The organism is Streptomyces sp. NPDC031225 (assembly GCF_055570355.1).
Genome location: NZ_JBVIHJ010000012.1, coordinates 1 through 20387 on the forward strand (window position 1 = coordinate 1; position 20387 = coordinate 20387).

Sequence of the window (20387 nt, forward strand, 5' to 3'; positions counted from 1 at the left end):
CGTAGGCGTCCGTCCGGTGCCCACGCAGCCCACAGCACTCGAACAGTCCGCCTGACTACCCGTGCCGTCGGACCGTTCTTAACTCCGGATTAGGTGATGTCACCGACCAGTTTCCGCCCCGGGGCGGCGGCCGTGAAGTCGCGGCCGATCAGGTCGTGAGCGGGCACCGCCTTCTTCGCCGGACGGGTCAGCGACCGGCGCTTGCGCCAGGTGACCCCGGTGATGTCGCGCTCACGCATGATCCGCTCCACTCGCTTGCGGTTGACCCGCCGGTCCAGCCTGCGCAACTCGGCATGGATGCGCGGCACTCCGTAGGTGCACCGGGAGGCGATGTGCAACACGATGATCTCGTGGGCCAGGGCGTCGTCGGCGGCCCGGCGGGTGGCGCGGGCCGGCTCGCCGGCCAGCCAGGCGTAGAAGGAGGACCGGGCCACCTTCAGCAGCCGGCACAGCAGAGCAACAGGGTGGGTGGTCTTCTCCGCCTCGATGAACGCATACACCTCGCTCATCGATCGCTCTCCTTCGCGAAGAAGACCGCCGCTTTTCGCAGCACCTCGATCGTCTCGGCCTGCTCACGGCTTTGGCGCCGCAGCCGGCTCAGCTCTTCCCGCTCCGCGCTCGTCAGCTCACCCGGCGACCCCTGCCCGCGGTCGATCGTGTCCTGCTTGACCCAGTTCCGCAGCCCTTCGGCGCTGACCCCGATCTCCCGAGCCACCTCGGTGACGGTCTTGCCGGAGGACCGGACCAGCGCGACCGCGTCGCGCTTGAACTCCTCCGAGTACCGCCTGCTGCGGTTGCTCTTAGAGGGCGGTATGCGAGTTGGCAGGTGATTTGTCGTCACCTGAACGTGTGGGACTGCGGCATCCCTGCCGGTCGGAGGGCTCGGGCGTGCTGGGCTGAGGACCGTGAGCGAGCGCAAGCCGTACAAGACCGACCTGTCCGACGTGCAGTGGGCGTTGATCGAGCCGGTGATTGTCGCGTGGAAGGCCGCACACCGTTCGGTCAGCGGCCACCAGGGCCGGTACGAGATGCGGGAGATCGTCAACGCGCTCCTCTACCAGGGCCGTACCGGCTGCCAGTGGGACCTGCTCCCGCACGACCTGCCGCCGCGCGGCGCGGTGATGTACTACTTCACCAAGTGGCGCGACGACGGCACCGACCGGACCATCCACGACCTGCTGCGCTGGCAGGTGCGGGAGAGGGCGCGGCGGAAGGCGGACCCGAGCCTGGTGGTGCTCGACACCCAGAGCGTGCACGCGGCGGCCGGGGTGCCCGCGGAGTCGACGGGGTGTGATGCGGCAAAAAAGTACCGGGCCGCAAGCGCGGCCTGGCCGTTGACGTGTTGGGCCTGGCGATCGCGGTGGTGGTGCTCGCCGCGTCCGTGCACGACAACGCCGCCGGCATCGCGCTGCTGGACAAGGTCGCCGCCGACACTGACACCGTGCAGAAGGCCCTGGTCCACCAGGGTTTCAAGAACGCCGTCGTCGCGCACGGGGTGCAGGTCGGCATCGAGGTGGAGATCGTCGAGCGCAACCCGGCACAGACCGGGGTTCGTGCCGATCCTCAAGCGGTGGATCGTGGAGCGCGCCTACGGGATCTTGATGCTGCACCGCAGGCTGGTGCGCGACTACGAGCACCTGCCGCGCAGTTCGGAGTCGCGGGTGTACTGGGCGATGACCGCAGTGATACTGCGCCGACTGACCGGGGCCACCGCTGCAGCCTGGCGCAGCACATGACCGGCGGGGAGCTGACCCTCGGGGCGGTGCTGGCTCGGCTGGAGGAGCGGGAACGCGAGATCGCCGCGCAGGCCGAGACGGCGGGAGAACAGATCGCGCAGCTGACCGCACGGCTGGACGAGCTCGGCAGGGCCGCCGAGGAGGTCCGGATCACCCGCAAGACGCTGCTGGAGCTGCCCGATCCGCAGCCATCCGCGCCGCCGGCACCGAAGCTGCCCGACCATCCGGCCTACCAGCAGATCCTGGCGGTATTCACCGCGGCCGACGCTCCGCTGCGGGCGCGGCAGGTGTGCGAGGCGATGGACCTGGAGATCGCACCCAACAACATCAACAACACCCGCCTCAAACTCAAACGGCTGACCGAACGCGGAATCCTGGTCGAGACCGAGCAGGGCTTGTTCACCCAGCCACGGCCATAGCCGCCCGGCAACCCCGCGGCCAGCCCGCTTGCTCCTCCCGAAAGGGATAAACGGACATCAACTCACGTACCGCCCTCTCAGACGTTGAACCCGAGCGCCCGAAGCTGCTCCCGGCCGTCGTCCGTGATCTTGTCCGGGCCCCACGGCGGCATCCACACCCAGTTGATGCGGAGTTCGTTGACGAGGCCGTCCGTGGCGGACTTGGCCTGGTCCTCGATGACGTCCGTGAGCGGACAGGCCGCGGAGGTCAGGGTCATGTCGATCGTCGCGATGTTCGCGTCGTCGATGTGGATGCCGTAGATCAGGCCGAGGTTGACGACGTCGATGCCCAACTCGGGGTCGACGACGTCGTACAGCGCCTCACGGACTTCCTCTTCCGAGGCCGGCTTCATCTCAAGGGTCTCGCTCATGCCGTCTTCCTTTCGGCGTCGGCTCCCAGCGCCTGGGCCGTCGCGTCCTTCCACGCCATCCAGCTGAGGAGAGCGCACTTGACCCGGGCCGGGTACTTGGAGACACCGGCGAACGCGACCGCGTCCTCCAGCACCTCCTCCATCGCGTCGTCGGGCTCGATACGGCCCTTGGACTGCATCAGTTCCAGGAAGGTCTCCTGGATCCGCTGCGCCTGAGCCAGGTCCTTGCCGACCAGCAGATCGTTCAGGACGGACGCGCTGGCCTGGCTGATCGAGCAGCCCTGGCCCTCGTACGAGACGTCCTCGATCGTCGTGCCGTCGTACTTCACCCGGAGGGTGATCTCGTCGCCGCACGTCGGGTTGACGTGGTGCACCTCGGCGTCGCCGTCCCTGAGACCGCGCCCGTGCGGGTGCTTGTAGTGGTCCAGGATGACTTCCTGGTACATCGAATCAAGCTTCACGTCTCAGCCGCTCCTCAGCCGAAGAAGTTCCGTACGTGCTCCAGCCCCTCGATCAGTGCGTCGATCTCGGCCGGCGTGGAGTACAGATAGAACGACGCTCGCGTGGTCGCGGGAATTCCGTACCGCAGGCAGACCGGCCGCGCGCAGTGGTGGCCGACCCGGACCGCGATGCCCTGCTCGTCGAGGACCTGGCCCACGTCGTGCGGGTGGATGTCGCCGAGCGTGAAGGAGATCGCCGCGCCCCGGTCCTCGGCCGTGGTCGGGCCGATGATCCTGAGGTCGGGGATCTCCGTCAGGCGCTGGACCGCGTACTCGGTCAGCGCGTGCTCATGGGCGAGGATCTTGTCCATGCCGATGGCGTTCAGGTAGTCGATCGCCGCGCCCAGACCGACCGCCTGCGCGACCGGAGGGGTGCCCGCCTCGAACTTGTGGGGCGCCGGGGCATACGTCGACGAGTGCATCGACACGGTCTCGATCATCTCGCCGCCGCCGAGGAACGGGGGCAGGTCCTCCAGGAGTTCCTGGCGGCCCCACAGCACGCCGATGCCCGTCGGACCGCACATCTTGTGACCGGTGAAGGCCACGAAGTCGGCCTGGAGGGCCTGTACGTCCAGCGGCATGTGCGGCGCGGCCTGTGAGGCGTCGATGCAGACCAGGGCGCCGACCTCCTGCGCCCGGCGCACTATCGCCTCGACCGGGTTGACCGTGCCCAGGATGTTGGACACCAGCACGAAGGAGACGATCTTCGTCTTCTCCGTGATGATCTCGTCGATGTTGGACAGGTCGAGACGGCCGTCGTCGGTGAGGCCGAACCACTTCAGCTTCGCGCCGGTGCGCTGCGCGAGCAGCTGCCACGGCACGATGTTGGAGTGGTGCTCCATCTCCGTGATGACGATCTCGGTCTCGTCGTCCACGCGGTAGGGCTCGTCGGCCCAGCCCAGCATGTTGGCCACGAGGTTGAGCGATTCGGAGGCGTTCTTGGTGAAGATCACCTCGTCGCGGCTGGGCGCGTTGATGAACGCGGCGACCTTGTCGCGCGCGCCCTCGTACAGCGCCGTGGCCTCCTCGGCGAGCACATGCACACCGCGGTGGACGTTGGCGTTGTAGCGCTCGTAGTACTCACTCAGGGCGTCCAGTACCTGGCGCGGCTTCTGCGAGGTCGCCGCGTTGTCCAGGTAGACGAGCTTCCGGTCGTCGTGGACCATGCGGTCCAGGATCGGGAAGTCCTTGCGGATCGCCTCTGTGTCGAGGAGGCCCGGCAGCTGTGTCACTCGGATGCGCCACCCTTCGTGTAAGCCTCGTAGCCCTCGTTCTCCAGCTTGTCGGCGAGCTCGGCGCCGCCGGACTCGACGATCCTGCCGCCTGAGAAGACGTGCACGTGGTCGGGCTTGATGTAGCGCAGGATGCGCGTGTAGTGCGTGATCAGCAGGGTGCCGACCTCGCCGGTCTCGCGGACGCGGTTGACGCCTTCGGAGACCACCCGGAGCGCGTCGACGTCGAGGCCGGAGTCGGTCTCGTCGAGGATCGCGATCTTGGGCTTGAGCAGTTCGAGCTGGAGGATCTCGTGGCGCTTCTTCTCGCCGCCGGAGAAGCCCTCGTTGACGTTGCGCTCGGCGAAGGCGGGGTCCATGTGGAGACGCTGCATGGTCTCCTTGACCTCCTTCACCCAGGTGCGCAGCTTGGGGGCCTCGCCGCGGATGGCGGTGGCGGAGGTGCGCAGGAAGTTGGAGACCGAGACGCCGGGGATCTCGACCGGGTACTGCATGGCCAGGAACAGGCCCGCGCGGGCGCGCTCGTCGACCTCCATCTCCAGGACGTTCTCGCCGTCGAGGGTGACGGTGCCGCCGGTGACGGTGTACTTCGGGTGACCCGCGAGCGAGTAGGCGAGGGTCGACTTGCCGGAGCCGTTGGGGCCCATGATGGCGTGCGTCTCGCCCTGCTTCACGGTCAGGTCGACGCCCTTGAGGATCTCCTTCGTGGCGTTGTCGGCCTCGACGGTGACGTGCAGGTCGTGGATTTCAAGCGTTGCCATGGGTACCTCAGGACTCCTGGTTGAGGGAGACGAGAACGTCGTCCCCTTCGATCTTTACGGGGTATACGGGGACGGGGCGCGTCGCGGGCAGGCCGGACGGCTTGCCGGTTCTGAGGTCGAACGCGGAGCCGTGCAGCCAGCACTCGATCTGGCAGTCCTCCACCTCGCCCTCGGAGAGCGAGACGTTCGCGTGGGAGCAGATGTCGTTGATCGCGAACACCTCTCCCTCGGTACGGACGACCGAGACCGGCGTGCCGTCGAGTTCCACCCGCTTCGGGGTGTCCTCCTCCAGCTCGCTCAGCCCGCAGGCGCGTAGGTAGGCCATCAGACGGTGGCCTCCAGCTCCTCGTCGATCTTCACGAGAAGGCGCTCTTCGATGTCGGCGACGCCGATCTGCTGGACCAGTTCGGCGAAGAAGCCGCGGACCACCAGGCGCCGGGCCTCGTCGGCCGGGATGCCGCGGGCCATCAGGTAGAAGAGCTGCTCGTCGTCGAAGCGGCCGGTCGCACTCGCGTGCCCCGCTCCGACGATCTCGCCGGTCTCGATCTCCAGGTTCGGCACGGAGTCGACCCGGGCGCCGTCGGTCAGCACCAGGTTGCGGTTCATCTCGTACGTGTCGGTGCCCTCGGCCTTGGCCTCGATGAGCACGTCGCCGATCCACACGGCGTGCGCGCCTTCGCCCTGGAGCGCGCCCTTGTAGACGACGTTCGACTTACAGTGCGGGGCGTTGTGGTCGACCAGGAGGCGGTGCTCCTGGTGCTGGCCCTTGTCGGTGAAGTAGAGCCCGAACAGCTCGGCCTCGCCACCGGGTCCGGCGTAGGAGACGCGCGGGTTCAGCCGTACGAGGTCACCGCCGAAGGTGACGACGACCGACTTGAAGGACGCGTCCCGGCCGACGAGGGCGTTGTGCTGCGCCACGTGGACGGCCTTGTCGTCCCAGTCCTGGACGGAGACGACGGTCAGCTTGGCGCCGTCACCGAGCACGTACTCGACGTTGGCGGCGAGCACGGCGTCACCGGTGTGGTCGATGACGACCACGGCCTCGGCGAAGGCGCCCAGCTCGATCACCTGGTGACCGAAGGCGGTGCCGCCCTCGCCGTGCACGGCGATCCGGACGGGCTCGGTGAGGACCGTCTCCTTGGGGACGGTGATCACGCCGGCCTTCTCGAACGCGGAGTACGCCTGGGCGGCGACGCGGTCCACCGGGGTGCCGGCCCTGCCGAGGCGCGCGTCGTCACGGCCTACGGCCTCGACGATGACGCCCTCGGGGGCCTGGACGTCGACCTTCACGCCGTCGCCGCCGGCGATCGCGGTGCCGTCGTGCAGCCCGCGCAGGCGCTCCAGCGGGGTGAACCGCCACTCCTCCTCGCGTCCGTGCGGGACCGGGAAGTCCGCCACGTCGAAGGACGGGGGCGCGCTCATGCGCGTGGCGACGGTCGACTCGGCGGCCACCGCGATCGAGCCTGCGGTGGTGCTGCCCACCGGTGGGGGTCCCCCCGCACGAGTGGATTCGAGTGTGGGGGCGTTCTGAGCCTCAGCCATGGCTGTCGGTCTGCTCTCTTCCTACGTCAAGAAATCTTCGGGCTTCAGGGGGGCGGGTCAGCCGACCGCACCCTCCATCTGCAGCTCGATCAGCCGGTTGAGTTCGAGGGCGTACTCCATGGGCAGCTCCTTCGCGATGGGCTCGACGAAGCCGCGCACGATCATCGCCATCGCCTCGAACTCGCTCAGACCACGGCTCATCAGGTAGAAGAGCTGGTCGTCGGAGACCTTGGAGACGGTCGCCTCGTGGCCCATGGACACGTCGTCCTCGCGGACGTCCACGTAGGGGTACGTGTCGGAGCGGGAGATGGTGTCGACGAGCAGCGCGTCGCACAGCACGTTGGACTTGGAGCCGTGGGCGCCCTCGGCGATCTCGACGAGACCGCGGTAGGAGGTACGGCCGCCGCCTCGCGCCACCGACTTGGAGACGATGTTGGAGGAGGTGTTCGGCGCCATGTGGACCATCTTGGAGCCGGCGTCCTGGTGCTGGCCCTCGCCCGCGAAGGCGATGGAGAGGGTCTCGCCCTTGGCGTGCTCGCCCATCAGGTAGACGGCCGGGTACTTCATGGTGACCTTGGAGCCGATGTTGCCGTCGATCCACTCCATGGTCGCGCCCTCGTACGCCACGGCGCGCTTGGTGACCAGGTTGTAGACGTTGTTCGACCAGTTCTGGATGGTCGTGTAACGGCAGCGGGCGTTCTTCTTGACGATGATCTCGACGACCGCGGAGTGCAGCGAGTCCGACTTGTAGATCGGCGCCGTACAACCCTCGACGTAGTGCACGTAGGCACCCTCGTCGACGATGATCAGGGTCCGCTCGAACTGGCCCATGTTCTCGGTGTTGATGCGGAAGTAGGCCTGGAGCGGGATCTCGACGTGCACACCCTTCGGCACGTAGATGAAGGAACCGCCCGACCACACCGCGGTGTTCAGCGACGCGAACTTGTTGTCGCCGACCGGGATGACGGTGCCGAAGTACTCCTTGAAGAGCTCCGGGTGCTCCTTCAGCGCGGTGTCGGTGTCGAGGAAGATGACGCCCTGCTCCTCCAGGTCCTCGCGGATCTGGTGGTAGACGACCTCCGACTCGTACTGGGCGGCGACACCGGCGACGAGGCGCTGCTTCTCGGCCTCCGGGATGCCCAGCCTGTCGTAGGTGTTCTTGATGTCCTCGGGCAGGTCCTCCCAGGACTCCGCCTGCTTCTCCGTGGAGCGCACGAAGTACTTGATGTTGTCGAAGTCGATGCCCGACAGGTCCGAGCCCCAGTTGGGCATGGGCTTCTTGTCGAACAGCCGCAGGCCCTTGAGGCGCAGCTTCGTCATCCACTCCGGCTCGGACTTCTTGGCGGAGATGTCCTTGACGACGTCCTCGTTGATACCGCGCTTCGCAGAGGCGCCGGCGGTGTCGGAGTCGGCCCAGCCGTATTCGTACGTGCCCAGGCCCTCGAGCTCAGGGTGGGCAGTCTCCGTGGGGAGAGTCATGCGGGGTTCCTCCCGGCCGTGCTTGCAGATGCGTTAAGGGTGTTCTTGGAAATCTTGGGGATGAACGTCGTGCAGACGCCGTCGCCGTGGGCGATGGTCGCGAGCCGCTGGACGTGCGTGCCGAGGAGCTGGGAAAAGATCTCCGTCTCGGCGTCGCACAGCTGCGGGAACTTCTCCGCGACATGGGCCACCGGGCAGTGGTGCTGGCAGAGCTGCTCGCCGACCGGTGCGCTGCGCGCCGTAGCAGCGTACCCGTCCGCGCTCAGCGCCTTGGCCAGGGCTTCGGTGCGGTCCTCGGGGGCGGCGGCCTCGACGGCCTCGCGGTACCCGGCGGCCTGTTCCGTGATCCGCGCGCGGGCGAAGGCGACGACCGCCTCGTCCCCGCCGAACCGCTCCTGGATCCAGCGCAGGGCGTCCGCGGCGAGTTTGTCGTAGGACTGGTCGAAGGCGTCCCGGCCGCAGTCGGTGAGCGCGAAGACCTTGGCGGGACGGCCACGCGTCCGCGCGCCGTAGACCCGCTGCTCGCGTGCCTCCACGACGTCGTCGGCCACCAGCGCGTCCAGATGGCGTCGTACGGCCGCATGGGTCAGGCCCAGCCGTCCGGCCAGCTCGGCGACGGTCGAGGGGCCGTGGTCCAGGATGGATCGCGCGACGCGGTTGCGGGTGGACCGCTCACCGGTCGCGAGCTCCTCCTGCGGGGCCCCCGTGGGGGTCTCCCGAGCCTCGCCGACGTTTTTCACAACGCCATTGTTGCGTAATTCCTCAGGACCAGGCAACCCGCGTCCCGTCCACCGGACGGTGCCTTGCATCACTTAGGCATCCCTAACCTGACCTGCGGGAACGATCTTTGATCGATCAAAGCGGTGGCGTTTCGGCGGCCGGTCCTGGACACTCCGTAAGCATGCCGAAACCCCCTCCCACCGGCCCTCTTGTCACCCGCGGCACCATCGCCTCCGAGCTGCGTGAGCTGGGTGTCCGCAGCGGCGAGACCCTGCTCGTGCACTCCTCCCTCAACTCCCTCGGCTGGGTCTGCGGAGGCCCCGTCGCGGTGGTCCAGGGCCTGCTCGACGTCCTGGCTCCGGACGGCACCCTGGTGGTCCCCACCCAGACCGGCGACCTCTCGGACCCGGCTCTGTGGAGCAATCCGCCGGTGCCCGAGGAGTGGTGGGACACCATCCGGACGGCCATGCCCGCCTACGACCCCCTCGTCACGCCCTCGCGCGGTGTCGGCGTGCTCCCGGAGACCGTCCGCACCTGGCCCGGCGCCCTGCGCAGCGCGCACCCGCAGACCTCCTTCGCGGCGATCGGCGCCCGCGCGCGCGAAGTCGTCGACGGCCACGCCCTCGACTGCCGCCTGGGCGAGCACAGCCCGCTCGCCCGTCTGGAGGAGATGCACGCACGCGTGCTGCTCCTCGGCGCGGGCTACGACACGTGCACGAGCTTCCATCTCGCCGAGTACCGCGTCCCGACCCCACTGGTGCGGGTCGGCCGCCCGGGGCCGGCCGGCTGGGAGGTGGTGACGGAGGTGTCGATCACCTCCGACCGCTTCGACGAACTGGGCTACGACTTCGAGCGTGACCGGGGGTCCGTCGTCGTACGGGGAAAGGTGGGCGCGGCCGATGTGCGGCTGTTCCCGGTGGCGGACGCGGTGCGCTACGCGCAGCGGTGGCTGACGCTGCACCGCTCGCGGGAGGACGTGCCCGGGACTTCCCTCGGCGTGGACCCGGGTGGAGATCCTGCACCCGGCCGTCTGCGGCGCGAGCGGCGAACCTAGACTCGGGCCCATGCGAAGTGAGCCCGTGGTCCAGGTCCACGCCCTGGTGAAGCGGTACGGCACGAAGACCGCCGTGGACGGCCTCGACCTGGTGGCCCGGGCGGGCGTGACCGCCGTACTCGGGCCCAACGGCGCGGGCAAGACGACGACCGTCGAGACCTGCGAGGGATACCGCACAGCGGACTCCGGCACGGTGCGCGTCCTGGGTCTCGACCCGGTGCGGCAGGCCCGTGAACTGCACCCCCGGATCGGGGTGATGCTCCAGTCCGGCGGTGTGTACTCCAGTGCCCGGGCCGACGAGATGCTGCGGCACGTGGCCCGGCTGCACGCGCACCCGCTGGACGTGGACGCGCTGATCGAGCGCCTGGGCCTCGGCGGCTGCGGCAGGACCACGTACCGCCGCCTCTCCGGCGGCCAGCAGCAGCGCCTGGCGCTGGCCATGGCGGTCGTGGGGCGCCCGGAACTGGTGTTCCTGGACGAGCCGACCGCCGGCCTCGATCCCCAGGCCCGCCGTGCCACCTGGGACCTGGTCCGCGACCTGCGCGCGGACGGCGTCTCGGTCATCCTCACCACGCACCACATGGACGAGGCCGAGCAGCTCGCCGACGACGTGGCGATCATCGACGGCGGCCGGGTCATCGCCCAGGGCACACCGGAGGAGCTGTGCCGCGGCGGCGCCGAGAACACCCTGCGCTTCATGGGCCGCCCGGGCCTGGACGTGGGGTCCCTGCTCAAGGCGCTCCCGGCGGACTGCACGGCGGTCGAGCTGACCCCCGGCTCCTACCGGGTCGGCGGCAAGGTCGACCCGCAGCTGCTCGCGACGGTGACGTCGTGGTGTGCGCAGCACGGGGTGATGCCGGAGAGGATCTCGGTCGAACGGCACACGCTGGAAGACGTATTCCTGGAGCTCACGGGCAAGGAGCTGCGCTCATGATGTCGGCCCGCACAAGGATCTGCCGGGGGTCCGAGGCTTGTCCCCCGGCACGACACGGCCTGGAGCTCACGGGTAAGGAGCCGCGCGCGTGACGGCCACCGGTCTCTACACGCCGAAGCCGGGTGCGGCACCCCTGGGACGCATGATCGCGACCCAGGCCGCCCTGGAGACGAAGATGCTGCTGCGCAACGGCGAGCAGCTCCTGCTGACGGTGGTGATCCCGACCCTGCTCCTGGTCCTGTTCAGCTCGGTGGACATCGTCGACACGGGCGCGGGCAAGGCGGTGGACTTCCTCGCCCCCGGCGTCCTCGCCCTCGCGGTCATGTCCACGGCGTTCACGGGCCAGGCCATCGCCACGGGCTTCGAGCGCCGCTACGGCGTCCTGAAGCGCCTGGCGTCCTCGCCGCTCCCCCGCTGGGGCCTGATGACGGCGAAGACGGCGTCGGTGCTGGTCACGGAGATCCTGCAAGTGCTGTTGCTGACGGTGATCGCCCTTGCCCTGGGCTGGAACCCGCACGGCAACCCGCTCGCCGTCCTCCTGCTCCTGCTCCTGGGCACGGCGGCCTTCTCCGGCCTGGGCCTGCTGATGGCGGGAACGCTGAAGGCGGAAGCCACCCTGGCCGCCGCCAACCTGGTGTTCCTGCTCCTGCTGGTCGGCGGCGGAGTCATCGTCCCCCTGGACAAGTTCCCCCAGGGCGCCCAGGACGTCCTCGGCCTGCTGCCCATCTCGGCCCTCTCGGACGGCCTGCGGGACGTGCTGCAGCACGGGGCCGGGATGCCGTGGGGCGATCTGGGGATCCTGGCGGTGTGGGGGGTTGTGGGGCTGGCTGCGGCGGGGCGGTTCTTCCGGTGGGAGTGAGCCGGGGTCAGCGGACCCACATCTGGGACACGATCGGGCCGAAGGCCGGCGTCGCCTGATAGTTGCCGAGGCGGGTGGACGTGAAGGCCACCTGCTTGAAGTTCACCACGGGCAGCCAGAGCGCCTCGTCGATGACCCTCCGGTCGATCCGGGCCCACAGCTGCCGCGCTCTGCCGGGATCGACGTGCTCGGCAGCCTGCGCCGTGTCGACGAGCCGGTCGAAGGACGGAGAGCAGTACTCGGCGTAGTTCACGGTGCCGGGACCGTCGGCGGGCCTGAAGCCGTCACAGGTGAGGAGGGGCGTGAAGTAGGTGCCCGAGGACGGATAGTCGGGCAGCCACCCATGGAACATCAGCTGGGCCCGGGTCCGTGAGTCCCCCACCGTGCTCCAGTAGCGGTCGTCCTCAGGCAGGACGTGCAGGGTGGCCCGGTAGCCGAGTTCGTCCAGGAAGTCCACGAGGTAGACGGCGGCGCGGCGGGCCGACTCCATGCTCCAGGTCCACACTCCCACCGGCATGCCCCGGGTGCCCGACTCCGCGATCAGCTTCCTGGCCCTGGCAAGATCGGGCCCGTGCCACACACCGTCCGCGCCCGGTTCCCGCGTGTACGGGCAGTACGGCTGATAACCGGGAAAGCCCTTGGGCAGGGACTGGCAGGTGGGGGACACGATCTGGAGCCCGCCCATCAGGTCCACCAGCCGGTCGCGGTCCACGGCGTAGGACAGCGCCTGCCTGACCCGCCGGTCGTCGAAGGGCGGCACCCTCGTGTTGAACGTCTCGTACACCGTGAAGAACGAGGAGCTCGTGTGCAGCCGCGTCGGATACCGCACGACGAGCTGCCGCAGGTAGGACGGCTCGGGATCGGTGTTCAGCTGGATCGCCAGGTCCGCCCGCCCGGCGTTCACCTCTGCCACCTGTTGCCGCGTCGACCCGAACGTCCGCCAGCGGATGACGTCGGGATATCCGGCCGGCTGGGCCACATGCGACCACTCCCGGAAAAACGGGTTCCGCTTCAGCGTGAGCTGCTTGCCCTTCCGGTAGTCGGCGACCTGATAGGGGCCGGTCGCGGGCAGCGGGCGGGAGCCGACGTTCCGGTCCGGAACACCGGGAGGCGTCGGCACGACGAACATCGAGAGCTTGTACAGAAACGCCGGGTCCGCCGCGGTGAGGTGGAAGGTCACGGTATGCGTGTCGTCGTCGGTGCTGATCCCGCGCGAGAGGTCGCACCGCTGCGGACGGGCCACACACGCGGCGCCGCCGACGATCCTGGTGAAGTACCCGGGATTGCCTCCGTGAGTGGTCAGAGCCCGCCGGGCGCCCCGCAGAAAGTCGGCCGGTGCGACCCGGCGGCCGTCGGAGTACCGCAGCCCCCGGCGCAGCGGGAACGTGTAGGTGCGCCCGCCGTCGGTGGGGCGCGGGAGTTCGCCGGCCAGGTCCGGTACCAGGGTGAGCTCCGATCCGCCGGGCGACTGGCGCCAGCCCACGAGGTGGTCGTAGGCGACGCTGAGGGCCAGACCGGCCTCCGCGTTGTAGATGCTCGCCGGATCGATGCCGTAGTCGGCGGCACCGCCCCAGCCCAGCACGGTCAGCGTGCCGCCCCGGTGCCCCGGCGCCGCGAGGGCGCGTCCCGCCGCCCACACCGTCCCCCCCGCCAGGGCGAGCCCCCGTGGCGCGCTGCCTGTGGGGATCGTGCGCAACGGCCGGCCCGTACGGGGATCGAGCTGAACTACGGTGGCGTCGTACTCGTTGCTCACCCAGACGCCGTCCGGTCCCGCCACCACGGCACGAGGGCCGTCACCCACCTCCTGGGTGGTGGCCACGCCGGTGCGGGTGTCGATGCGGGAGACGGTGAGCGAGAGTCCGTTGGCGACCCACACCGCCTCCTCGGTGACGGCCACCCCCTGTGGTCCGGCGCCCACCAGGACGGGCCCGCGCGCCTGGGCCGTGCCGGCGTCGACCGGGGTCACCGTGCCGTCGCGGCTGTTGGCGACCCACACGGTCCGCTCACCCACACCGATACCGGCGGGCCTGCCGCCCACCGCGACGGCCTTTCCGGCCCGTCCGGACTTTGTGTCGACCCGCCGGACGGCGTCGTCCCCGCCGAGCGCCACCCACACCCCGGCGGGGCCGGCCGCTATCGCCGAGGGCAGGTTCCCCACGGGCACGATGTCGACGACCCGGTCTGCGGCGGCGTTGATCCGCGAGACCGTGCCGTCCCCGCTGTTGGCCACCCACACGTCGTTGCCGCTCACCGCGACGGCGACGGGGTCCGAGCCGACGGGGATGAGCTGCACGGCACGGGTCTGCGGGTCGATACGGCTGACGGAGTCGTCGCCGTTGTTGGCCACCCACACCGAACCGGCCCCGTACGCCAGCCCGTCCGGGCTCTGCCCGACCGGCACCGGCGTACCGCTCCCGCCGGACACCGCGCCGACGGTGTTGGCGGCCAGTTCCGGGACGACCGGCCGGGGAGCTCCCGCCCCGGAGACGAGACCGGCGCACAGCGCGGCGATCGCCGTGAGTGAGCCGACCGCGGCCGGGACACGCCGACGGCGCGGTCCCCGCACCGTCTTCCGCGTCGGAGAGGCGGCGGCCGGGTCGTGCGCCAGGATCGCCTGATGCACCTGCCGCACCGACTCGTCCGGATCCAGGCCCAGTTCGTCGCGCAGTCTTTCCCGTAGGCGCTGGTAGCAGGCCAGCGCCTCGGCCTGTCGGCCGCACCGGTACAGGGCCAGCATCAGCTGGGCCGACAACCGCTCGCGCAGCGGATGCGCGGCGGCCAACTGCTCCAGTTCACCCACGACGGCCGTATGCCGCCCCAGTGCCAGATCCGCTTCGAGTCGGGCTTCCAGTGCCGCCAGCCGCAACTCCGCCAGCCGGCCGGCCTCCCGCCGTACGAAACCGTGGTCGCCCAGGTCCTCCAGTACCGTGCCCCGCCACAGCGCGAGAGCACTCCGGAGTGTCCTGCCCGCCTCGGCGTACCGACCGGCGTCCAGCGCCTCCCTCCCCTCCCGCAGCCCGGCCTCGAAGCGGGCGGCGTCGGTGGCCAGGGGCCCGGCCTTCAGCAGGTAGCCGTGGTTCCGGCTGACGAGCACCTCGGCCGGGGCACCGCGGATCCGCTCCGGCTCCAGCAGCCGCCGCAGATGGAAGACGTACGTCTGCACCGAGGTGACCGCGCCGTCCGGAGGGTCGCCGTCCCACACCTCGTCGATCAGCCGGTCCGTCGGGACCGCCCGGTTCGACTCGACGACCAACAGGGCGAGCACGGCGCGTTGCCGCGGTCCGCCCAGCGGGAGAGCGGCGCCGGAGCGCTGGACGCGCAGAGGGCCGAGGATGCCGAATTCCGTGGCCGACATGGCACATCGCCCCCGTTCCAAGCCGACGCCAAGGCCCTCCAAGCGCCCACCAAGGAGCGTAGCGACGCAGCGCACTGAAATGTGTCCCAGTTCACACAAATGCCGCTCACCGACGGGATGTTGCGGCCGGAGAGAGAGAAGTGCCATGAACACACGACAGCGCCGGACGTGGCTCGGGCTCACCGCTGTGGCGACGGGGATGGGTTTGTTGACCACGGCGGCGCAGGCGGCGGTGCCTCCCCCGGAGGCGCCACAGGCGCCGGTATCGGGGTACAGCTACGTGTTCAAAGCTGGCGTTCACGACTCCAGCCGGACGCACTCGGTCCTCGCCCGCTGCCCTGCGGGCAGGGTGGCGCTCGGAGGCGGCGTCCGGATCGTGGGCGGCGCGAACCGCGTCCTGCTGCGGGGGTCGTACCCGTGGCGCCACGGATGGGCGGCCGTGGCGCAGGAGCTGGAGCCGCGGGGCGCCGGCAGCGGCACAGGGGCGGCGTGGCACGTGGTGGCCTACGCGGTGTGCGCCAAGGCACCGGCGGGGCTCACGTACGTAGCGCGTACGTCGGCGTACACGTCGCAGGATGTGAAGACGGCGCAGGCGTTCTGTCCCACGGGCAAGAGGCTCCTCGCTCAGGGCGGCAGGATCAACGGCGCCGACTTCGAGGTCGGCGTCAACTCCGTCACCGTCGACACGAGGCTTCTGAAGTCCGCCACGGTGCGCGGCAGCGAAGCAAGGCCCACGGCTGCCCGCTGGTCGGTGACGGCATACGCCGTGTGCACCAACCCGATCGGCCAGACACTCCACGAGAGCTTCTGGAAACCCGTCACCGGCGCGACCCGGTCGCGGACGGCCTCCGTCTTCTGCCCGCGCGGCACCCGGGCCTTCGGTGCCAGTGTGCGCCTGTCCGGGAACGCCGGGGTCCTCAACCGGCTCGCCCTCCTGGAGCTGCGTCCGACCCAGAGGCCGCCCGGAGCTCGGGCGAGCGTGTCCGAACTGGGTTCCGGACTGGCCGCCGGCTGGTACCTCAGGTCCCAGGCGGTCTGCGCCCGTTGACCTCCTGGCGCGCGGATGGCGGGGAACGGGAGCGGGGCACCGGCAGCGGTGTCCCGCTCCTTCCGCGCCCCCTCGTGAAAGCATGCACAAGCGAGCCCCCTACGATGGAAGACGTGCCGAACCTGACCCGCGCCGACGCCGTAGCGGCCGTCCGCAACCCGCTCGCCTTCATCGCCGCACGCTGGACCCCGGCCCCTCGGACGGTTCAGCGGGCTGCTCTCGCCGCGCTCGTCATGGCGGTGGTCATCGTGGTCACCGGCGGTGCGGTGCGGCTGACCGGGTCGGGGCTCGGGTGTCCGACCTGGCCCACGTGCACGGACGACTCCCTGACCACGACCAGCGCGATGGGATTCCACGGCGCCATCGAGTTCGGCAACCGGATGCTGACGTACGTGCTGTGCGCCGCCGTCGGATGGGCGATCATCGCGGCGCGCTCCGAGAAGCCGTACCGGCGCAGCCTGACGCGGCTGGGCTGGGCGCAGTTCTGGATCGTGATGAGCAACGCGATCCTCGGCGGCATCGTCGTGCTCGTCGGGCTCAACCCGTACACCGTCGCGGCCCACTTCGTCGCCACGACGGCCCTGATCACGGTCGCCGCCGTGATGTGGCAGCGCACCCGCGAGGGCGACGAAACACCCCGCCCGCTGGTCGGCAAGCCGGTGCAGCAGCTGGTGTGGTTCTTGGTCGCGGCCGCCGCCCTGCTGATCCTCGTCGGCACGGTCGTGACCGGCGCGGGACCGCACGCCGGTGACTCCAGCGAGGTCGAGCGGATGCCGCTGGACTGGGAGACCGTGAGCAAGGTGCACGCGGTCCTGGCCTGGATCGTGGTGTCGCTGACCTTCGCCCTGTGGTTCATCCTCAAGGCGGTCGACGCCGCCAGGAACCCCCTGGACCGCACCCGCGACCTCTTCCTGGTCCTGCTCTCCCAGGGCGTCATCGGCTACGTCCAGTACTTCACCGACCTCCCCGAGTTCCTGGTCGGCCTGCACATGCTCGGCTCGGCCCTGGTGTGGATCGCGGTGCTCCGGGTGCTGCTGGCCCTGCGCGAGCGGGACGGGGGCGAGCTGCCCGAGGCGCCCGCTCAGCCGTACGCCGCCACCAGCTCGTCGATCGCCGGGCCCAGGTAACTCCGGGCCAGCACTGCCCGGCGTTCCGTCCAGCCTCCGCGCCCGTACGCCCCTGCCCGGCTCACTCCAGCCCGTACAGCCTCCGCGCGTTCCCCGCCGCGATCAGGCCGGCCACCCGCTGCGCGTCCGCCGCCGACCAGGCGCCCTCCGTGACCCAGCCGCCCAGCACCCGGGCCAGCGCCTCACGGAAGAGACGGGCGCCCACCACATGCAGTTCGGGCAGGCTGTGGGCCCCGCTGGAGAAGACGATCTTGCCGAAGGGGGCCAGCTCCAGGATCTCCGCGAGGACGGTCGCCGCACGGGCGCCGGTGCGGACGAGGGCGGCGCCGGAGTCGGCGTAGACGTGCGGGAAGACGCCGGCGAGGTGGGCGGCGTGGCGGTGGTAGGGGTAGCTGTGCAGCAGCACGAGGTCGGTGCCGAGGCCGGCGGTGGCCCGGACGAAGTCGGTGAGCAGGACGGGGTCGGTGCGGTCGATGCGCAGGCCCGGTTCGCCGAGCCCGGCGTGCAGTTGGAGCGGCAGGCCCGAGGCGACCGCGATCCACAGCAGGTGTCGCAGGAGGACGGGGTCGGACAGTTCGCCGCCCACCCGGCGGCCCGCGAGCCACCGGCCCGCCGCGCCCCGCACCTCGCCCGGCCCCGGTGGCTCGGGCGCCAGTGCGAGGCCGTGCCGTACGCCCGCCACCGAGGTGAAGGCCACCGCGTTCACAGCGGCCCCGTGCACCGATTCGGCGAGGTTGGCGAGGAAGGACTCGACGGTCCCGGAGGTGTCGGCGACCTGTTCGGCGAGGAGTTCCAGGCGGACGATCTCGCGGGTCTCGGCGGCCGCCGCGGAGGCCAGCTCGGTGGGTCCCGTGAGGTCGCCGGGCAGTCCGGTGTCGACCAGATAGGTCGTGATCCCGCTGCCGCGCAGCAGCCTGCGGCCCGTTTCCAGTACGCCCAGTTCACGGCGCCGGGCCAGATAGCGGGCGGGCGGGCAGTGCGGTTCCAGGCCGAGCAGCGGCGGACACCAGCGTCGTAAGGCGAAGCCCGTCTGGGTGTCGAAGAGCGTGGTGCCCGGGGCGGGCGGGCCCTCGGTGCGGGCCAGCTGGGCCTCGAAGGTGCCGAGACCCAGCTCCGTTCTCAGTACGCCGTGGCAGTACTGGTCCACGAGGGACGGCGTTTCGATCATCCGGGCTCCCCGTGTCAGGACCGTGGCGCTGCTCACAGGTCCTAACGGGTGAACCGGGCATCAGGTGTTGCTGTCCCACACCCCGTGCGAAGCGCTCCGCGGGTCGAGCCGTTGCGCCCACGGTGCGGGGACATCGGCCGTCGCGCGACTGCGGGCCCGTCGTGGCTGGTCGCGCCGTTCCCCGCGCCCCTTTGAGGCGCGTTCGATCGGCCCGGGTCCGTCCGTTTCGCCCACGCTGCGCGCGCACCGGCCCTCGCACGGCCGAAGGCCCGTCGTGGCTGGTCGCGCCGTTCCCCGCGCCCCTTTGAGGCGGGTTCGATCGGCCCGGGTCCGTCCGTTTCGCCCACGCTGCGCGCGCACCCGCCCTCGCGCGGCCGCAGGCCCGTCGTGGCCGGTCGCGCCGTTCCCCGCGCCCCTTCGGGCGCGTTCGATCAGCCGTTGCTAGGTCCGCCGACCTGGAGGCCCGCCATCCGGCTCCACTCGTACGGTCCCGTCTTGACCTTAGCGGCGAACTCGCCGTCGAACTCCTCGTGAACAGTGATGCCGGACTTCTCGACGGCCTTCTCGGCGATCTCGTACGAGGGGGCCACCAGGTCGCCCCAGCCGCCGTCCTCGCCCACCAGGACGATCCGGGCACCGCGCTCGCCGATGTGGGCCAGCTGGCCCTCGGCACCGCCGTGCGCCTTGGAGAAGGAGCTGATCTGCTTGGCGAGCCGGGCGACCTTGCGCTCGGCCTTCGCGTCAACCTGCTGCGTCGTGTCTGCCATGACCAGGATGCTACCGATCAGTAGAGGGGGCGACGACGTGACGCTCACCTCAGGAAGGGGTCCACGGCGACGGCCACGAAGAGGATCGACACATAGGTGATCGACCAGTGGAACAGCCGCATCTCCTTGAGCTTGCCGCCCGTCGCCTCGGCCTTGGCGCGGTTCTGGAGCCCGTGCGCCTCCCACAGCCAGAAGCCGCCGGCCAGCAGCGCGACCACCGTGTAGAACCAGCCCGTGTAGCCGAGCACGGTCAGCATCAGCGAGACGGCGACCATCACCCAGCTGTAGATGACGATCTGCCGGGCGACGACCTTGTTGGAGGCGACCACCGGCAGCATCGGCACGCCCACGCGCGCGTAGTCCTCCCGCACCTTCATGGACAGCGGCCAGTAGTGCGGCGGCGTCCAGAAGAACATGACCAGGAAGAGGACGACCGGCGCCCACGACATGGAGTTCGTGACCGAGGACCAGCCGATCAGAACCGGCAGACAGCCCGCGATGCCGCCCCACACGATGTTCTGCGAGGTACGGCGCTTGAGGATCATCGTGTAGACGACGACGTAGAAGAGCAGCGCTCCGAGCGACAGCCAGGCGGACAGCCAGTTGACGGTGAGGCCGAACAGGAGCGTCGAGACGACCGCCAGTGTGATGCCGAAGGCCAGACACTCGCGCGGCGACACCATGCCGGTCACCAGCGGACGCTGCGAGGTGCGGTCCATGAGCGCGTCGATGTCACGGTCGATGTACATGTTCAGCGCGTTGGCGCCGCCCGCGGAGAGATAGCCGCCGAGGCAGGTCAGCAGGACCAGCTTCAGGTCGGGCACACCTTGCTGCGCCAGGAACATCACCGGAACGGTGGTGATGAGCAGCAGCTCGATGATCCGCGGCTTGGTCAGCGCCACGAACGCCTTGACACGGGCCCCGAACGGCCGGTGACGCGGGCTCTCGCTCGCACCGAGTACACCCGCTGGACGGGATTCGACGGCCGTCACGCACACCCCTACAGAGACATCCCAGCAGGCCTCAGCCGTGTGAAGTCCCGGTAAAGGCCCGCGCGTACCACGCCACTGTAGACGTTGCCCATACCCCGACATTCGCGGGGGTCGGGTCGTGTCCGAGGACACCCCCGGAAGAGCTCGGCGTCACTCGGTTGAGCACTCCGATGAGCAGGTCCGTATTCAGTTGCCGAATGCGTTCCGGGCCAGTCGGGAGGCGGATCACCGACAGGCCCGGCAGTCTGGAATGACTCGAAAAAACGCACGTACTTGCGGGGGTA

At 70.0% G+C, this 20387-nt stretch carries 20 protein-coding genes and 1 pseudogene; 7 read left to right on the forward strand and 14 right to left on the reverse strand.

The window, feature by feature from the left end:
• Positions 1-89 precede the first annotated feature (89 nt).
• Complete coding sequence (locus ACZ48Z_RS21015) at positions 90-509, reverse strand: IS3 family transposase (RefSeq protein WP_468737370.1); 420 nt, start codon at positions 507-509, stop codon at positions 90-92.
• The gene (locus ACZ48Z_RS21020) at positions 506-841 is read right to left on the reverse strand and encodes a transposase (protein WP_468737371.1); all 336 of its coding nucleotides are present in this window, start codon (positions 839-841) and stop codon (positions 506-508) included. The genes ACZ48Z_RS21015 and ACZ48Z_RS21020 overlap by 4 nt, the downstream gene beginning before the upstream one ends.
• A gap of 64 nt (positions 842-905) precedes the next feature.
• On the opposite strand from ACZ48Z_RS21020, the pseudogene ACZ48Z_RS21025 reads away from it, so the two are divergent.
• Together ACZ48Z_RS21025 and ACZ48Z_RS21030 are read left to right on the forward strand one after the other, a co-directional pair.
• A pseudogene (locus ACZ48Z_RS21025) lies at positions 906-1736 on the forward strand (IS5 family transposase).
• On the forward strand, positions 1733-2155 hold the full coding sequence (locus ACZ48Z_RS21030; protein ID WP_468737372.1) for a hypothetical protein: 423 nt from the start codon (positions 1733-1735) through the stop codon (positions 2153-2155). The pseudogene ACZ48Z_RS21025 and the gene ACZ48Z_RS21030 overlap by 4 nt, the downstream one beginning before the upstream one ends.
• A 77-nt stretch (positions 2156-2232) precedes the next feature.
• Here ACZ48Z_RS21030 and ACZ48Z_RS21035 read toward each other — a convergent pair whose 3' ends face one another.
• From ACZ48Z_RS21035 to ACZ48Z_RS21070, 8 genes are read right to left on the reverse strand one after another with little or no spacing between them, the layout of a single operon-like run.
• Positions 2233-2565 (reverse strand): metal-sulfur cluster assembly factor, encoded by a 333-nt coding sequence (locus tag ACZ48Z_RS21035; protein ID WP_020130530.1) that lies wholly within the window; start codon positions 2563-2565, stop codon positions 2233-2235.
• Positions 2562-3026 (reverse strand): Fe-S cluster assembly sulfur transfer protein SufU, encoded by a 465-nt coding sequence (sufU, locus tag ACZ48Z_RS21040; protein WP_468737373.1) that lies wholly within the window; start codon positions 3024-3026, stop codon positions 2562-2564. Before sufU ends, ACZ48Z_RS21035 begins: the two co-directional genes overlap by 4 nt.
• 14 nt (positions 3027-3040) lie before the next feature.
• A complete protein-coding gene (locus ACZ48Z_RS21045; protein ID WP_468737374.1) occupies positions 3041-4297 on the reverse strand; it encodes a cysteine desulfurase in 1257 nt (418 codons plus the stop codon).
• A complete protein-coding gene (gene sufC, locus ACZ48Z_RS21050) occupies positions 4294-5058 on the reverse strand; it encodes a Fe-S cluster assembly ATPase SufC (RefSeq protein WP_468737375.1) in 765 nt (254 codons plus the stop codon). The genes ACZ48Z_RS21045 and sufC overlap by 4 nt, the downstream gene beginning before the upstream one ends.
• A 7-nt stretch (positions 5059-5065) precedes the next feature.
• A complete protein-coding gene (locus ACZ48Z_RS21055) occupies positions 5066-5383 on the reverse strand; it encodes a bifunctional 3-phenylpropionate/cinnamic acid dioxygenase ferredoxin subunit (protein WP_389109025.1) in 318 nt (105 codons plus the stop codon).
• Positions 5383-6600, reverse strand: coding sequence for a Fe-S cluster assembly protein SufD (sufD, locus tag ACZ48Z_RS21060; protein WP_468737376.1), 1218 nt, complete (start codon positions 6598-6600; stop codon positions 5383-5385). The genes ACZ48Z_RS21055 and sufD overlap by 1 nt, the downstream gene beginning before the upstream one ends.
• A gap of 57 nt (positions 6601-6657) precedes the next feature.
• A complete protein-coding gene (sufB, locus tag ACZ48Z_RS21065; RefSeq protein WP_468737377.1) occupies positions 6658-8079 on the reverse strand; it encodes a Fe-S cluster assembly protein SufB in 1422 nt (473 codons plus the stop codon).
• Entirely contained in the window at positions 8076-8819 is a 744-nt protein-coding gene (locus ACZ48Z_RS21070) for a helix-turn-helix transcriptional regulator (protein ID WP_468737378.1), read from the reverse strand. Before ACZ48Z_RS21070 ends, sufB begins: the two co-directional genes overlap by 4 nt.
• A 161-nt stretch (positions 8820-8980) precedes the next feature.
• Here ACZ48Z_RS21070 and ACZ48Z_RS21075 point away from each other — a divergent pair, with 161 nt between their 5' ends.
• The 3 genes from ACZ48Z_RS21075 (at position 8981) to ACZ48Z_RS21085 (ending at position 11646) form a co-directional block, all read left to right on the forward strand.
• Positions 8981-9853, forward strand: a complete 873-nt coding sequence (locus tag ACZ48Z_RS21075; RefSeq protein ID WP_468737379.1) for an AAC(3) family N-acetyltransferase — start codon at positions 8981-8983, stop codon at positions 9851-9853.
• 10 nt (positions 9854-9863) lie between these two features.
• Positions 9864-10787 (forward strand): ABC transporter ATP-binding protein, encoded by a 924-nt coding sequence (locus tag ACZ48Z_RS21080; protein ID WP_468737380.1) that lies wholly within the window; start codon positions 9864-9866, stop codon positions 10785-10787.
• A gap of 88 nt (positions 10788-10875) precedes the next feature.
• Positions 10876-11646, forward strand: a complete 771-nt coding sequence (locus tag ACZ48Z_RS21085; RefSeq protein WP_468737381.1) for an ABC transporter permease — start codon at positions 10876-10878, stop codon at positions 11644-11646.
• Positions 11647-11653: 7 nt separating this feature from the next.
• Here ACZ48Z_RS21085 and ACZ48Z_RS21090 read toward each other — a convergent pair whose 3' ends face one another.
• Positions 11654-15001 carry an ABC transporter substrate-binding protein gene (locus tag ACZ48Z_RS21090; RefSeq protein ID WP_468737382.1) on the reverse strand — a complete coding sequence of 1116 codons (3348 nt, stop codon included), beginning with the start codon at positions 14999-15001 and terminating at the stop codon, positions 11654-11656.
• A 145-nt stretch (positions 15002-15146) separates the two neighbouring features.
• On the opposite strand from ACZ48Z_RS21090, the gene ACZ48Z_RS21095 reads away from it, so the two are divergent.
• Both ACZ48Z_RS21095 and ACZ48Z_RS21100 read left to right on the forward strand, forming a co-directional pair.
• On the forward strand, positions 15147-16049 hold the full coding sequence (locus tag ACZ48Z_RS21095) for a hypothetical protein (protein ID WP_468737383.1): 903 nt from the start codon (positions 15147-15149) through the stop codon (positions 16047-16049).
• 104 nt (positions 16050-16153) lie between these two features.
• Complete coding sequence (locus tag ACZ48Z_RS21100; protein ID WP_468737384.1) at positions 16154-17176, forward strand: COX15/CtaA family protein; 1023 nt, start codon at positions 16154-16156, stop codon at positions 17174-17176.
• Positions 17177-17237: 61 nt separating this feature from the next.
• On the opposite strand, the gene ACZ48Z_RS21105 is transcribed toward ACZ48Z_RS21100, so the two are convergent.
• The 3 genes from ACZ48Z_RS21105 to ACZ48Z_RS21115 form a co-directional block, all read right to left on the reverse strand.
• The gene (locus ACZ48Z_RS21105; protein ID WP_468737385.1) at positions 17238-18344 is read right to left on the reverse strand and encodes an amidohydrolase family protein; all 1107 of its coding nucleotides are present in this window, start codon (positions 18342-18344) and stop codon (positions 17238-17240) included.
• 431 nt (positions 18345-18775) lie between these two features.
• A complete protein-coding gene (locus ACZ48Z_RS21110; protein WP_468737386.1) occupies positions 18776-19111 on the reverse strand; it encodes a hypothetical protein in 336 nt (111 codons plus the stop codon).
• Positions 19112-19155: 44 nt separating this feature from the next.
• Positions 19156-20109, reverse strand: coding sequence for a heme o synthase (locus ACZ48Z_RS21115; protein WP_468737387.1), 954 nt, complete (start codon positions 20107-20109; stop codon positions 19156-19158).
• Positions 20110-20387 lie beyond the last annotated feature (278 nt).

Excerpts from the sequence above, each read along its gene's own strand:
- ACZ48Z_RS21030 (WP_468737372.1), top strand. The coding sequence starts at position 1,733 with ATGACCGGCGGGGAGCTGACCCTCGGGGCGGTGCTGGCTCGGCTGGAG.
- ACZ48Z_RS21100 (WP_468737384.1), top strand. The coding sequence starts at position 16,154 with ATGGAAGACGTGCCGAACCTGACCCGCGCCGACGCCGTAGCGGCCGTC.
- ACZ48Z_RS21075 (WP_468737379.1), top strand. The coding sequence starts at position 8,981 with ATGCCGAAACCCCCTCCCACCGGCCCTCTTGTCACCCGCGGCACCATC.
- ACZ48Z_RS21055 (WP_389109025.1), bottom strand. The coding sequence starts at position 5,383 with ATGGCCTACCTACGCGCCTGCGGGCTGAGCGAGCTGGAGGAGGACACC.
- ACZ48Z_RS21105 (WP_468737385.1), bottom strand. The coding sequence starts at position 18,344 with ATGATCGAAACGCCGTCCCTCGTGGACCAGTACTGCCACGGCGTACTG.
- sufB (WP_468737377.1), bottom strand. The coding sequence starts at position 8,079 with ATGACTCTCCCCACGGAGACTGCCCACCCTGAGCTCGAGGGCCTGGGC.
- ACZ48Z_RS21090 (WP_468737382.1), bottom strand. The coding sequence starts at position 15,001 with ATGTCGGCCACGGAATTCGGCATCCTCGGCCCTCTGCGCGTCCAGCGC.
- ACZ48Z_RS21035 (WP_020130530.1), bottom strand. The coding sequence starts at position 2,565 with ATGAGCGAGACCCTTGAGATGAAGCCGGCCTCGGAAGAGGAAGTCCGT.
- ACZ48Z_RS21080 (WP_468737380.1), top strand. The coding sequence starts at position 9,864 with ATGCGAAGTGAGCCCGTGGTCCAGGTCCACGCCCTGGTGAAGCGGTAC.
- sufD (WP_468737376.1), bottom strand. The coding sequence starts at position 6,600 with ATGGCTGAGGCTCAGAACGCCCCCACACTCGAATCCACTCGTGCGGGG.
- ACZ48Z_RS21095 (WP_468737383.1), top strand. The coding sequence starts at position 15,147 with ATGAACACACGACAGCGCCGGACGTGGCTCGGGCTCACCGCTGTGGCG.
- sufC (WP_468737375.1), bottom strand. The coding sequence starts at position 5,058 with ATGGCAACGCTTGAAATCCACGACCTGCACGTCACCGTCGAGGCCGAC.
- ACZ48Z_RS21015 (WP_468737370.1), bottom strand. The coding sequence starts at position 509 with ATGAGCGAGGTGTATGCGTTCATCGAGGCGGAGAAGACCACCCACCCT.
- ACZ48Z_RS21110 (WP_468737386.1), bottom strand. The coding sequence starts at position 19,111 with ATGGCAGACACGACGCAGCAGGTTGACGCGAAGGCCGAGCGCAAGGTC.